The sequence below is a fragment of the Fulvimarina pelagi HTCC2506 genome (assembly GCF_000153705.1).
In the GTDB taxonomy this organism is placed as follows: Bacteria; Pseudomonadota; Alphaproteobacteria; order Rhizobiales; family Rhizobiaceae; genus Fulvimarina; species Fulvimarina pelagi.
The window spans coordinates 3525817-3538901 of the sequence record NZ_DS022272.1; the positions used below are offsets into that span (position 1 = coordinate 3525817).

The 13085-nt window shown below is 62.7% G+C and carries 13 protein-coding genes; 5 read left to right on the forward strand and 8 right to left on the reverse strand.

The window, feature by feature from the left end; all coding sequences use genetic code 11:
- Window position 1: 1 nt before the first annotated feature.
- The 5 genes from FP2506_RS16335 to FP2506_RS16355 all read right to left on the reverse strand — a co-directional run bounded on the left by FP2506_RS16335 (window position 2) and on the right by FP2506_RS16355 (window position 6055).
- Window positions 2-1201 (reverse strand): formate dehydrogenase subunit gamma, encoded by a 1200-nt coding sequence (locus tag FP2506_RS16335; protein WP_007068702.1) that lies wholly within the window; start codon window positions 1199-1201, stop codon window positions 2-4.
- A gap of 263 nt (window positions 1202-1464) precedes the next feature.
- Window positions 1465-2061 (reverse strand): formate dehydrogenase FDH3 subunit beta, encoded by a 597-nt coding sequence (gene fdh3B, locus FP2506_RS16340; RefSeq protein WP_040489206.1) that lies wholly within the window; start codon window positions 2059-2061, stop codon window positions 1465-1467.
- A gap of 15 nt (window positions 2062-2076) precedes the next feature.
- Window positions 2077-5088: a formate dehydrogenase subunit alpha gene (locus FP2506_RS16345; protein WP_007068704.1), complete on the reverse strand. Its 3012-nt coding sequence runs from the start codon at window positions 5086-5088 to the stop codon at window positions 2077-2079.
- Window positions 5089-5150: 62 nt separating this feature from the next.
- Complete coding sequence (locus tag FP2506_RS16350; RefSeq protein ID WP_007068705.1) at window positions 5151-5354, reverse strand: twin-arginine translocation signal domain-containing protein; 204 nt, start codon at window positions 5352-5354, stop codon at window positions 5151-5153.
- A 95-nt stretch (window positions 5355-5449) separates the two neighbouring features.
- Window positions 5450-6055 (reverse strand): TorD/DmsD family molecular chaperone, encoded by a 606-nt coding sequence (locus FP2506_RS16355; protein WP_244404222.1) that lies wholly within the window; start codon window positions 6053-6055, stop codon window positions 5450-5452.
- A 215-nt stretch (window positions 6056-6270) separates the two neighbouring features.
- On the opposite strand from FP2506_RS16355, the gene FP2506_RS16360 reads away from it, so the two are divergent.
- Genes FP2506_RS16360 through FP2506_RS16370 form a run of 3 tightly spaced genes read left to right on the forward strand, consistent with a single transcriptional unit; the run spans window position 6271 to window position 8661 of the window.
- Complete coding sequence (locus FP2506_RS16360) at window positions 6271-6993, forward strand: ABC transporter permease (RefSeq protein WP_007068707.1); 723 nt, start codon at window positions 6271-6273, stop codon at window positions 6991-6993.
- Complete coding sequence (locus FP2506_RS16365) at window positions 6986-7774, forward strand: ATP-binding cassette domain-containing protein (RefSeq protein ID WP_007068708.1); 789 nt, start codon at window positions 6986-6988, stop codon at window positions 7772-7774. Before FP2506_RS16360 ends, FP2506_RS16365 begins: the two co-directional genes overlap by 8 nt.
- Window positions 7775-7821: 47 nt before the next feature.
- Window positions 7822-8661, forward strand: a complete 840-nt coding sequence (locus FP2506_RS16370; RefSeq protein ID WP_007068709.1) for an ABC transporter substrate-binding protein — start codon at window positions 7822-7824, stop codon at window positions 8659-8661.
- Window positions 8662-8689: 28 nt separating this feature from the next.
- On the opposite strand, the gene FP2506_RS16375 is transcribed toward FP2506_RS16370, so the two are convergent.
- Entirely contained in the window at window positions 8690-9580 is an 891-nt protein-coding gene (locus FP2506_RS16375) for a helix-turn-helix transcriptional regulator (RefSeq protein ID WP_007068710.1), read from the reverse strand.
- Between the two features lie 106 nt (window positions 9581-9686).
- Here FP2506_RS16375 and mobB point away from each other — a divergent pair, with 106 nt between their 5' ends.
- A complete protein-coding gene (gene mobB, locus FP2506_RS16380; RefSeq protein WP_007068711.1) occupies window positions 9687-10193 on the forward strand; it encodes a molybdopterin-guanine dinucleotide biosynthesis protein B in 507 nt (168 codons plus the stop codon).
- 49 nt (window positions 10194-10242) lie between these two features.
- Here the strand turns inward: mobB and FP2506_RS16385 are convergent, their stop codons facing one another.
- Window positions 10243-10701, reverse strand: coding sequence for a metallophosphoesterase family protein (locus tag FP2506_RS16385; RefSeq protein WP_007068712.1), 459 nt, complete (start codon window positions 10699-10701; stop codon window positions 10243-10245).
- 5 nt (window positions 10702-10706) lie between these two features.
- Window positions 10707-12182, reverse strand: a complete 1476-nt coding sequence (locus FP2506_RS16390; protein ID WP_007068713.1) for a protein adenylyltransferase SelO — start codon at window positions 12180-12182, stop codon at window positions 10707-10709.
- 424 nt (window positions 12183-12606) lie between these two features.
- On the opposite strand from FP2506_RS16390, the gene FP2506_RS16395 reads away from it, so the two are divergent.
- Window positions 12607-13014, forward strand: a complete 408-nt coding sequence (locus FP2506_RS16395; RefSeq protein ID WP_007068714.1) for a universal stress protein — start codon at window positions 12607-12609, stop codon at window positions 13012-13014.
- Window positions 13015-13085: the final 71 nt, after the last annotated feature.

The window sequence follows — 13085 nt, forward strand, 5'->3', positions numbered from 1 at the left end:
TCTATTCGGCGGGCTGGGCCGCGTGAGAATTGGGTCCCGTTCCGCTCTGGCCTTTCTTGGCCATCACGTCGTCGACCCAGAGCGAATGGTGCTCCCGCGCCCAATTGAGATCAACGTCGCCGCTGCCCATGGCGTCGTAGGCGCCCTCCATGCCGATCGAGCCAATGTAGATGTGCGCGAAGACTAGGCAGGTGAGCAGCACCGCCATGATGGCGTGCCAGATGGAATTGGCCTGCTGCTCCTGCATCATCGTGTAGGGTGGCTCCGGCAGGCCCAGCCATGCCGGGACGTCGAGACCGATCGCTGCGAGCATCGTCACCGTATCGGTGAAGAAGGCGTGCTCGAAGGGAAACAGCAGCGCCCAGCCGGAAAGGCAGAGCGAGAAGCCCCCGAGCATGACCGACCAGAAGATGATCTTCTGTCCGGCGTTGAACTTCTTTGCCGGGATATGCGTGCCCTTGGTGAACAACCCGCCGCCCTTGGCCAGCCACACCACGTCGCGCGGTCCCGGAATATTGTGAACCACCCACATCACGAAGGCCGCTGCGAGGCCCAGCATGAAGGCGAAAGCGACGTAGTTGTGCGAAAATTTCAGGAAGGACGACATCGGGCCGAATGCCTCCTTGCCGATGAGCGGCATGATCAGGTCGCGGCCGTAAGAGATGTTGAGCCCGCTGATCGCCAGCACGATGAAGGAGAGGGCCATCAGCCAGTGGGCCGTGCGCTCGATCAGCGTGAAGCGCTCTATGGTGCGACCGGACTTGCCGCTGTCGATGCGGACCCGGCCGCGAATGGCGAAGAATACGGCAAGCAGGATCAGCGTGCCGATCATCATCAGTCCGAGATAGTCGAACAATGGCCCGTTGCGGATGAGACGCCAGCTCTCGCCGCCGGGCTGCACCATGTAGCCCAACTGCTCGTTGGGAAGGGATACGCTGCCCTGAATGCCTTCCTTGACCTGACGCCACATCTCGGTGTCGGAGGTGTTGCCGAGGGAATTGCCCGGGACTTGGCCGCCGGTCGGGTTGGACGGCGAGGCGATACCGCTGTCCGGCGGCCGCACAGAACTTTGGGCAGAAGCGAAATCGGTCGCGGTGAACAGGCCGAAGAGGACCAGAGCCGCCAATGCCAAGATCTGCCGCAGTTTGCCCACCACGACCCCTGCAAAGGGATGGACGCCCACCGACCTCGCAATCGTCATTCGCTTCACTCCCTCACCTTGGCGCGCCTCTCCGGATTACCGAAGACCGTGCCACTCGCTCCCGTTCCGCGCAGACGGTTTCGTCATTCGTTTTCAGAGCGATCCGGATTACCGGTTACTCGCAGTTCGGCCCTGGGAATAGCTTTCCAGGCAAACGGTGTACCGTCAATGCGCCGAAACGCCGATCTCGCCAGCGTTCCTATCTGCCCGTTGCGGGCGGAGCAGGCGGCTCGCAGGTTGCCAGCTCCGCATTCAGGTTCGGCTCAGCCGCCAACCTTCTGGTCGTAGGCCGTGCCCCAGCCCCATGCGCCGGCACCGAAGCCGCGTGCCACCACGCGCTCGCGATAGATCTGCGAGACCGTATCGCCGTCACCCGCGAGAAGCGCCTTGGTGGAACACATCTCCGCGCAAAGCGGCAGCTTGCCCTCGGCGATGCGGTTCCGGCCGTATTTCTGGAACTCGATGTTCGACATGTCCTCTTCCGGGCCACCGGCGCAGAAGGTGCACTTGTCCATCTTGCCCCGTGTGCCAAAATTCGAGGCCTCCGGATATTGCGGCGCGCCGAACGGGCAGGCGTAGAAGCAGTAGCCGCAGCCGATACACAGATCCTTGGAGTGAAGCACCACGCCGTCGGCTGTCTGGTAGAAGCAGTCCACCGGGCAGACGGCCATGCAGGGCGCGTCCGAGCAGTGCATGCAGGCGACCGAGATGGAGCGTTCGCCGGGCTTGCCGTCATTGATGGTGACGACGCGGCGGCGGTTGACGCCCCAGGGAACCTCGTTCTCGTTCTTGCATGCGGTGACGCATGCGTTGCACTCGATGCAGCGTTCCGCGTCGCAGAGGAATTTCATTCGTGCCATGGGTTCTGTCTCCTCTTACGCCGCTTCGATCCGGCAGAGCGTCGATTTGGTTTCCTGCATCTGCGTGACCGAGTCGTAGCCGTAGGTCTGCGCCGTATTGCAGGCCTCGCCGAGGACGTATGGGTCAGCACCGTCAGGATATTTCGCCCTGAGATCGTTGCCCTGGAAATAGCCGCCGAAGTGGAACGGCGTGAAGACGACGCCTTGACCGACGCGCTCCGTCACCATAGCCGCCACGAGGATCTTGCCGCCCTCGGGGCTGTGCAGCCAAACATTGTCGTTGTCGCGGACACCGAGATTGTTCGCATCGGAAGGATTGATCTCCACGAACATCTGCTGCTGCAGTTCGGCAAGCCACGGATTGGAGCGGGTTTCGTCGCCGCCACCTTCGTATTCCACCAGACGGCCCGACGTCATGATCATCGGGAAGTCCTTGGAGTAGTCGTCCTTCTGGATCGAGGCATAGGCCGTCGGCACGCGCCAGAAGGTCTTGTCCTCGTAGGTCGGATAGTCGGCCACCAGGTCGCGGCGCGGTGTGTAGAGCGGCTCGCGATGGATCGGGACCGGATCCGGGAAGGTCCAGACGACGGCACGGGCCTTGGCATTGCCGTAGGGCGCGCAGCCATGAGCGATCGCGACACGTTGGATCCCGCCGGAAAGGTCGGTCTTCCAGTTCACCGCGCCCATCTTCTCGGCATAGTCGCTCGGCCGGCTGTCGTCGTTGTCGGAGGGGATATCGCCCGTCTGCGAGGTCTCGCCAATATCGGTATTGGTCGGACGCTCGTCGCGGAAGCCGGCGACATACTCGATCATCTGCCGCTCGTAGGCGGTTAAATCGCCGTCCCAGCCAAGCTCCTGAAGCATGGCGAAGGTGAATTCGGGATATCCGTCCTCAATCTCCGAACCGACGGGATAAACGCCCTCGGCGAGGAGATTGTCGCCGTCGCGCTCAACGCCGAAGCGTGCGCGGAATCCCATGCCGCCCTCTGCGACCGGGATCGACACGTCGTAGAGGTTCGCGGAGCCCGGATGGTTCATCTCTGGCGTGCCCCAGGATGGCCAGGGCAGCCCGTAGTAGTCGCCATCGTTCGGGCCGCCGCGAGCTCGCAATGTCGTGCGGTCGAAGGCGTGCTGGTTCTGCATGTGCGATTTCATGCGCTCCGGCGACTGGCCGGTGTAGCCGATCGTCCACATGCCACGGTTGAACTCGCGGGTGATGTCCTCGACCAACGGCTCGCCGTTCTCGATCGCGATGTTGCGGAACATACGATCGGCGAACCCGAACTTCTCTGCGAACTTGAGCATGATCGCGTGATCGGGCAACGATTCGAAGAGCGGCTCGACCACCTTTTCGCGCCACTGCAGGGAGCGGTTCGACGCCGTCACCGAGCCGTAGGTCTCGAACTGGGTCGAGGCCGGCAGGAGATAGACGCCGTCGGTGCGATCCTGCAGAACCGCCGTCATGGTCGGATAGGGATCGATCACGACCAGCATGTCGAGCTGGCTCATTGCCTTCTGCATTTCTGGCAGACGGGTCTGCGAGTTCGGCGCATGGCCCCAGAACACCATCACCTTGGTGTTTTCGGGCTGGACGAGGTTCTCTTTCTGCTCCAGCACGCCGTCGATCCAGCGCGACACGGGGATACCGGTCTCGTTGATCATCGGCCGGTCGCCGCCGTCGTCGCCCTTGCCGACCATCACCGCGAAGCGGTCGCGCATCCATTTGGGATCTTCCTCCCAGACGCGTAACCAGTGCGCCCATGCACCGTCAGTTAGCCCGTAATAACCGGGGAGGGTGTCGGCAAGGACGCCGAGATCGGTCGCGCCCTGCACGTTGTCATGGCCGCGGAAGATATTGGTCCCGCCGCCGGCCTTGCCCATGTTGCCGAGAGCCAGCTGCAGGATGCAGTAGGCGCGGGTGTTGTTGTTGCCGTTGGTGTGCTGGGTGCCGCCCATGCACCAGATCAGCGTGCCTGGCCGGTTCTGTGCCATGGTCCGCGCGACACGCTGGAGCTGCGAGCCGGGAACGCCGGTCACGTTCTCGACCTTCTCAGGCGTCCAGTTGGCCACCTCGGCACGGATCTGGTCCATGCCCCAGACACGGCTTTCGATGAACTGCTGGTCCTCCCAGCCGTTTTCGAAGATGTGGTAGAGAATGCCCCAGATCAGAGCGACGTCGGTACCAGGACGGAACCGGACGAATTCGTCGGCATGGGCCGCCGTTCTCGTAAAGCGCGGGTCGCAGACGATCAGCGGGGCATTGTTTTCTTCCTTCGCCTTCAGCAGGTGCAGCAGCGAGACGGGATGGGCCTCGGCCGGATTGCCGCCGATCAGGAAGATCGCCTTGGAATTGTGGATGTCGTTGTAGGAGTTCGTCATCGCGCCGTAGCCCCAGGTGTTCGCGACACCTGCGACCGTGGTGGAATGACAGATGCGCGCCTGATGGTCGACGTTGTTCGTGCCCCAGTAGGCGGCAAACTTTCGCAAGAGATAGGACTGCTCGTTGGAATGCTTGGCCGAGCCGAGCCAGTAGACCGAATCCGGTCCGGCCGCCTCGCGCACCTCGAGCATCTTGTCGCCGACCTCGTTGATCGCCTCGTCCCAGCTGAGCCGCTGCCACTTACCGCCGACGAGCTTCATCGGATATTTCAGTCTGCGTTCGCCATGTGCGTGCTCACGTACCGACGCGCCCTTGGCGCAGTGGGCACCGAGGTTGAAGGGCGAATCGAAGCCCGGCTCCTGTCCGGTCCAGACACCGTTCTGAACTTCGGCGAGAACGGTGCAGCCCACCGAACAGTGGGTGCAGACCGACTTTTTGACCGAGACCGCCCCGTCGGCTGCGCCGTCTGCGGCTTTCGCCTTGCGCACCATACCGCCGGAGAGCGAGGTGATGGCAGCCGCGCCGCCGATGGTGAGGCCCGACCGCTTCAGGAATGTCCGCCGGTCGACTGCGCCATGAGTGAATTCCGAGAGCGTCGAAGCCAGTCGCGCAGAGCGCGCCGTCGTCGCGGCTTTTTTCTTCAGCATTCTCGCCTCCGCTTAAAGTTCGTGCAGTCGCCTGCAGGGTCTGTTCGGTCCACGTTGCGCAATCAGAAGCGCGCGGTGTCGTAGAAGGATTTGACGTGCGCCGTTTCCTTGTAGCCGGCGCCGTCCCGCGGTTCGTCTTCTGCAGCAGCCTCGGCCGTGCCGACCGACGAAGCCAAAGCGACCGCGCCGGTCGCAACGCCGCCGATACCGGCGAACTTCAGGAACGAACGACGGTTCGTCACTCCATCTTTCTTCGATTCGCTCATCGAACTCTCCCGTCCTGTTTCCGTCTCGGTCCGCAGACTTTCCTTGGAACCGTTAAAATTACTGCCTTGCCTCGGACGGATCGTCCGCTCGGCGCCTACATGTCGAACCCGGCATCCTCGATCTCGGTGAACAGAGCGCCGATCCGCCCGACCGGGGCATAGAAACGTGCCCCCTTGGCGGCGGCCAGATCCCGGTAGAAGTGCCCGATCCATGATCCGACATGCTCGCGGAAGAAGTCGCGCTGCACGTGGAGCGGTTGTCGTTCGCCGAAAGAGCCGTCGATCAGGCCGGCCATCATGTCCATCAGTGCGGCGGCGTGGTCCTCCGGCTCTTTGACCTCCGGTGCCCGCTCGATGCCGAGGGGCGCCATGGCGGAGCGCAGGCGGGCAAGCGGCTTCTCGTGCAAAAATCCGGTGAGGTAGTACGAGCCGAACGGCACGAGTTCACCGCGTCCAACGCCGATGAACAGTCGAATATACTCGTCTGAGACGTCCTCGGCCGTCATCTCAACGGCGCATTTTGAGAGATCTCCGATCGCTTGGCCGAGTTCGGTCTCGTCTCCGGAAAGACTGGAAAGCGACGTCAAGACACCCTGATCGGGCGAACGTGCAAGCAGGCCGGCGAGCATCCGATAGAGATTGACCCTCAGATGATCGGCTTCGTCCAGCAATTGCGAAACAGCAGCGTTCTGTGTGTGCACGTCGTTTCTCTCCCGCACACATTAGAACAGTTATTGTTTCGCTCGGCAATCACTTTCGAACGGTTCCAGTCTGGCTAACCGCCTGATTCTGGCGCGATACCGCTGCGCGATTTCACGCACCATGATTGCTTCGAAATCGTTTCCGCTGGACAGGTCGCCATTCATGATGCTTTGATTGCGCAGAATTTTCCGCATACGCCTACGCCCGGGAAAAAATGCAGGATTTCGCACAAGCATTGTTGAGTGCCCTTGCTCTGGTCATCACGGGCGATGGTGAGCTTTGGGCGATCGTCCTGTTGTCGCTCAAGGTGTCCATCACAGCGGTCGTCTTCGCGGCATGCGTCGGAATGCCCCTTGGTGCGGCTCTCGCAGTCTCGCGGTTCCGGGGACGCCGGGTCGTGACGGTGATTCTCAATGCCTTGATGGGCCTGCCGCCGGTCGTCGTCGGCCTCTTCGTCTATCTGGCGCTATCCGCATCGGGACCGCTCGGCGTCCTGCACCTCCTCTACACGCCGACAGCGATGATCATTGCGCAGTTCATCCTGGTTCTGCCGATCGTCGCGACGCTCACCCGCCAGACGGTGGAAGACCTCGACGCCGAATACCGTCTTCAATTGCGCTCTTTCGGCCTGTCGCGCTTCAGTTCGGTACCGACGCTTCTTTGGGATGCGCGGATCAGCCTGATGACCGCGCTGCTCGCCGGTTTCGGCCGCGCCATCGCCGAAGTGGGGGCGGTCATCATCGTTGGCGGCAACATCAACCATGTCACGCGGGTCATGACGACGACGATCGCCTTGGAAACGTCCAAAGGTAATCTCGCCCTCGCACTCGCCCTCGGTGTCGTCCTCATTCTGATCGCGATTCTCGTCAACGCCGCTGTCTCGGCCCTCGGCACGGCATCGACGCGCGGCGCGACGACGGGCCTCGCCCATGCCTAGCCTCGCTTTCCTCCCGCCATTTGCATCGACTCCGCTCGCCCGCACCGAGGTGCTGACCTCACACCAGTCGCTCCTGCCTCTGACGGCCGAGGGGCTGACCTTCAGGACCGGCGATCGCGTTCTCGTCGATATCGAGACCCTGAGCATCGGCTCGAGCGGCGCGACGATGATCCTTGGGCCCAACGGGGCCGGCAAGAGCCTGCTCATTCAACTCCTGCACGGCCTCATCGTCCCCACGACCGGCAGAATCAGCTTCGGCGGAAGACCGATCGATACGGCAGCCCGCAAGCGCCAGGCCATGGTCTTTCAGCGTCCGGTCATGCTGCGCCGGTCGGTCGCGTCCAACCTTGGCTTCGCGCTCAAGGCGCAAGGCGTCGGCCGGGCCGAACGTGCCGAGCGCACGGCACGGCTTCTCGTCGAAGGCGGCTTCGAGAAGGTGGCCGATCAGCCGGCACGGACCCTGTCGGGCGGCGAGCAGCAGCGCCTCGCCATGCTGCGCGCGCTTTCCACCGAGCCGGAACTGGTCTTTCTCGACGAGCCCACTTCGAGCCTCGATCCGCAGTCGACGCTGGCGATCGAGGAGATGGTCGCCCGCGCCGTCAAGCGGGGCGTGAAGGTGGTCATGGTCACCCACGATATCGGGCAGGCGAGGCGTCTGGGGCATGAGATGATTTTCATGCATCACGGTCGGCTGACCGAGCAGACGCCCGCTGCGAACTTTTTCGACCAGCCCGAGAGTGCGCCGGCGAGAGATTTTCTCGCCGGTCAGATTTTGACCTGAGTCCGTCCGTCTCGCGCGAAACGGCAACGCAGAAAGAGATAATAGCTATGTTCAGACATACTTTTCTGTCGGCGGCCGTCGGCCTCGCCGGTATGTTTTTGACAAGCGGGGCTCAGGCGCAAACCGACGAGTTCATCATCGTCCAATCGACCACCTCGACCCAAAACTCCGGGCTCTTCGAGGAAATCCTGCCCAAATTCACGGAGAAGACCGGCATCGAGGTCCGCGTCGTGGCGGTCGGTACCGGGCAGGCCATCAAGAATGCCGAGAACGGTGACGGCGACGTGCTCTTCGTCCACGCCAAGCCGGCAGAAGAAGCCTTCGTTGAGGCCGGTCAGGGCGTCGAGCGGTTCGACGTCATGTACAATGACTTCATCATCGTCGGCCCGTCTTCCGATCCCGCCGGCGTTGCGGGCAGCGCGGATGTCGTTGAAGCGCTCGAGAAGATCGCCGAAAGCAAGAGCCCGTTCGCCTCACGCGGCGACGATTCCGGCACCCACAAAGCCGAGATGCGGCTTTGGGGCGAAGCCGGCAAGGAGGTCGCGAGCGCTTCGGGCCAATGGTATCGCGAGACCGGCTCCGGCATGGGCGCGACGTTGAATACCGCTGTCGGCATGGGCGCTTATGTTCTTACCGACCGCGCGACCTGGATCTCCTTCGGCAACAAGGGCGAACATGAGGTCGCGGTCGAAGGCGATCCGAAGCTCTTCAACCAATACGGCGTCATCCTCGTGAACCCGGAAAAACATCCGAACGTAAAGGCCGAGGCCGGCCAGGCGTTCATTGACTGGGTTCTGTCTGAAGAAGGCCAGGACGCGATCGCCGCCTACAAGGTCGACGGCCAGCAGCTTTTCTTCCCCAACGCGACGACGGCTGATGGGGCCTGATACTGTGTGGGTGGGCCGTGGCGTGTCGTCAGCGCCCACCACCGTTGAAATGGACCATGCCGGTCCGTGACACGTCGTAGCCGGCCATGGTGCGGGCCCGCTCGGCGAATTCAGGACTTCGCATGAAGCCTGTGAGACGCTGGAAAGATGGCTCGAAATAGGCTTTGCGGCCAACCAGAAGATCGAAGCGATCCTCGGCGAGGGGCACGAAACCGAGCCTGAATTGCGCTGCGACCGCGCGCAGGCCGAAGGCCGCATCGGCCCTTTCCTCCATGACGAGGCGAGCGAGATCGTCCTCGGTGCGCGCCAGCGCTTCGGGTCCGTCGAGGATCTCGAAATCGAGCCCGGCCTCGAAGAGCAGCGCCTCGAAATGGACCGATCCGCCGGCCCCGGCCTGCCGCCTGGCGACCCTCAGCGCAGGAAGATCGGACAATCCGGCGATCGCCTTCGGATTGCCGGACGCGACGATGAGGCCACATTCGCGTCGCGCCCATTCGATGAGGACGACGGGGTCGCGCGAAAATCGCTTTGCCACCGCGTCGACGTTCCAACTCCCGTCCGTCCCACGCAGATGAAGCCCGCACGCCATGGCCTCCCGGTTGGCGAATCGCTCCAATCCGTCACAGCTGCCGTCGAAGAAGGCTGCAAGGCCGCTCCCGGACTGGCGAAGGGCCCAATCGAGCAAAGGGTCGTGGCTGCCTGCCAGCACCAGCGGCCGCCTCTCGTCTTCGACCTGGGGACCGGAGCGCGCTGCGCCCATCCATGCCGCGATTTCCCCAGCCGGGAAGAGAAGCTTTCCGACCGCACGCACGCAAGGGATCTCGCCGTTTGACGCCAAATCGTAGACCTTGCGCTCCTTGATGCGCAGAAGCTCGGCAAGCTCCTTCGTTGTCAGATAATCGGGGCCGGAAGTTTCCATGGAACGCATCTAGACGGGCACCGGCTACAAGGGCAATCGTGTCGCGACCGGGAATGACCCCTGAGGGCTCTTCCCGCTTCAGCAAAGCAGATTGAAGGACCCGGACATGGCGCCGATCGTTTTCGGTATCACGGGCTGGAAGAACTCCGGCAAGACCACCCTCACCGAACGGTTGATTGCGGAGCTGACCGCGCGCGGCCACCGCGTCGCCAGCATCAAGCACGCCCACCATGCGTTCGACGTCGATCAGGAGGGCACCGACTCCTATCGGCACCGCGCTGCGGGCGCCGCAGAGGTCGCGATCGTCTCCTCGGTCCGCTGGGCCCTGATGCACGAATTGAAGGGCGCGGACGAGCCGACCCTTGAGGAGATGCTCACACACCTTTCCTCCAGCGACTTCGTCATCGTCGAAGGCTTCAAGCAGAGCACTCACGAGAAGATCGAATGCCGCCGAAAGGATGCTGTCGACCATACGCCGCTTGCCGGCAGAGTGCCGGGCATCGTCGCCGTCGCCTCGGACAACAAGGTCGACAACGAAATGCTTCCGGTCTTCGACCTCGACGATGTCGCCGGCATCGCCGACTTCGTCGAGAGCCGACCGCAGACGGAATGACCCGAGACTCAAGTGGACTGCATCCGCGCGGATGCCTTGAACTTTCGCCTCAGACGAGCTGGTGGATCGCCGGGACGAGGGGACTTTGTTCGAGATCGAGCGTCGCGAGGGTGACAGGGAGCTTAAAGCGCCTGGGCCCGGCGCTTCCGGGATTGAGATAGAGGACGTTTTCGACAGTCTCGAAGCCGGGGCGATGGCAATGACCCGAAATGACGAGGTCGTAGCCTTCTTCGGCGGGATCGAAGGCGAGGTCGTTCCGATCGTGAATGACGAAGATACGCCGGCCGGCGACGTCGAGGCACGCAGTCTCCGGAAAGGCCTGTGCCCAGTCGGCCGTGTCGACATTGCCGCGGATCGTTGTGACGGGCGCGATCCCGGCAAGGCAGGAGACGATCTCCGGCTTTCCAATGTCCCCCGCATGGACGATCTGGCAGACGCCTTCGAGCTTGGAGATCGCTTCGGGTCGGAGCAGGCCGTGCGTGTCCGAGATGACCCCGATCCGCTGCATGCGTGTCAAGTCCCGCAGAAGGTGCGGTAGGGAACTTCTGGCGTCGGCGGAACACCGGCATAATCGGCAAATTCGGCGCGATCCTCGTAAGGCTTGGCCAGCGCCTCGTTCAGGCGCTCGAACGGAGCCAGGTCCTCGCTGAGCGCGGCGGCGAGAGCCTCTTCCACGAGGTGATTGCGCGGGATGACGGCCGGGTTCACCGCATCCATCGCAGCACGGCATTCGCTCGTTTCTTGCGGCTCGGCGGCCAGTCGCTCGCGCCAGCGAACGGCCCAGCTATCGTAGGCGGCTGGATCGCCGAAGAGGGAACGTACTTGTGCATCGCCGTCGCTGTTTTCCGCCGCATCGCCGAGCTGTCTGAAGGCCAGTGTGAAATCAGCCTTTTGCTGCGCCATGATCGCCAGAAGATCGTTGATCAGATCGGCATCCCCCGCCTGCCGGGTCTGCAGGCCGATCTTTGCGCTGAAACCGTCCAGGTAGGCGGCTTCGAAGGCAGCGGCGAAACCACCGAGAACTTCCTGCGCGATCTCGACAGCTCTGTCATGGTCCTGATCCAGAAGCGGAAGCAGGCATTCGGCAAGGCGCGCCAGATTCCAGCTCGCCATGCTGGGCTGATTTCCGTACGCGTAGCGCCCCTGCCGATCGATCAAAGAGAAGACCGTTCCGGGGTCGTAGACGTCGAGAAACGCGCATGGCCCGTAATCGATCGTCTCCCCTGCGATCGACATGTTGTCCGTGTTCATGACACCGTGGATGAAACCGACCTGCATCCAGCGCGCGACGAGGGCTGCCTGACGTGTCGCGACGGCTTCGAGTAGTGCACGATAGCGATGGGGTGCATCTTCAGTTTCTGGATAGTGCCGCTCGATCACGTGGTCGGCGAGGCGTCGAACCGCGTCTTCCTCGCCCCGCGCAGCGAAGTACTGGAACGTTCCCACGCGAACATGGCTTGATGCGACCCGGGTCAGGACGGCACCCGGCAGAACAGTCTCGCGGTAAACCGGCTCCCCCGTTGCAGTCGCGGCTAGCGCGCGCGTCGTAGGAATGCCGAGCGCGGCCATCGCTTCGCTGACGAGATATTCGCGAAGAACGGGCCCGAGGGCGGCCCGCCCGTCGCCGCTGCGGGAAAAGGCGGTCGGCCCGCTTCCCTTCAGTTGGATGTCCCGGCGCCGACCGGCCCTGTCGACAACCTCGCCGATGAGGATCGCGCGTCCGTCGCCAAGCTGCGGCACGAAGTTCCCGAACTGATGGCCGGCATAGGCCACGGCGATCGGATCGGCACCGGTGGGAAGCCGATTGCCTGCGAGTATTTCGGCGCCTTCCGCCGTATCGAGCGCGTCCGCGTCAATTCCCAGCTCAGCGCATAGCGGCCGATTCAGCTTGAGGAGTTTCGGCGCCGTGACTGGCGTCGGCAGGATCGGCTGGTGAAAGCGCTCGCCGAGCCGAGCATAGCTGTTGTCGAAGGGGAAATGGACCGTCATCGGCTCTGTCGGCTCCCGTCATTCGTTTCAAAACGCTCTCCGGAAATGGCGTCTTGAGTGACGGATTTCGAGGGTTCAGAGCTTTTTGGGAAGGCTGGGAACGCGAGTTTGTAGTTCCAGGGCGCGCAATCAGAGAAGTGTCCGACATCCTTGCTTGAGCACTGCAGGCCTACGCGATGTGGCGCGGGTCGAAGGCGCTTTTCGAGCGTTCAGCGAGAGACTCCGGCAGCGGGACGCAGCAGGATATATTTGAAAGGCACGCAAGAAAACTTCGTTCTTGATCAGACCCACCTCGGGTGCGCGCCGATCTTCTATAGAACGACCGGCCATATTGTCACAGGGTCGTCATCTGGTATGTCCGATGATGCGGGTCAAAAAGCAGTCCGCCATCGCTTAAGTTCTGTCTCGACCAAGGATGCCCTTCATGTACAAGAAGATCCTGATCCCGATCGCGCCCGATCACCTCGATGCCGCTTCGGAATCGATCGCTGCCGCGCGGGCCCTCGCCGACGAAGGAGCGACATTTCACGCCGTCTCGGTCATCAACGTCATTCCGAAATATGTCGTGGCCGAAATCGGCGGCGAGGTCTACGAGCGTTCGAGTGCCAAGGCGAGGGAGAAGCTTCAGAGGGCGTTCAAGGGCCTCGAAGGCGTCGAGATCAGTGCCATCATCGGCGAGCCGCCAGCCAAGATCATCTCGATCGCGAAAGAGGGCGGCTTCGACCTCGTCATCATCCGCTCGCACAAGCCCGGCATCAAGGACTGGTTCCTAGGGTCGACCGCCGGGCGGGTGGTGCGTAGCATTCCCTGTGCCGTACACGTCCTGCGGTAGGCGCGAGGCTATTTCAGACGCAGGGCGTACGGGCCTTCGATAGGATGCAGATCGTCCCATCTCTTCCGAGA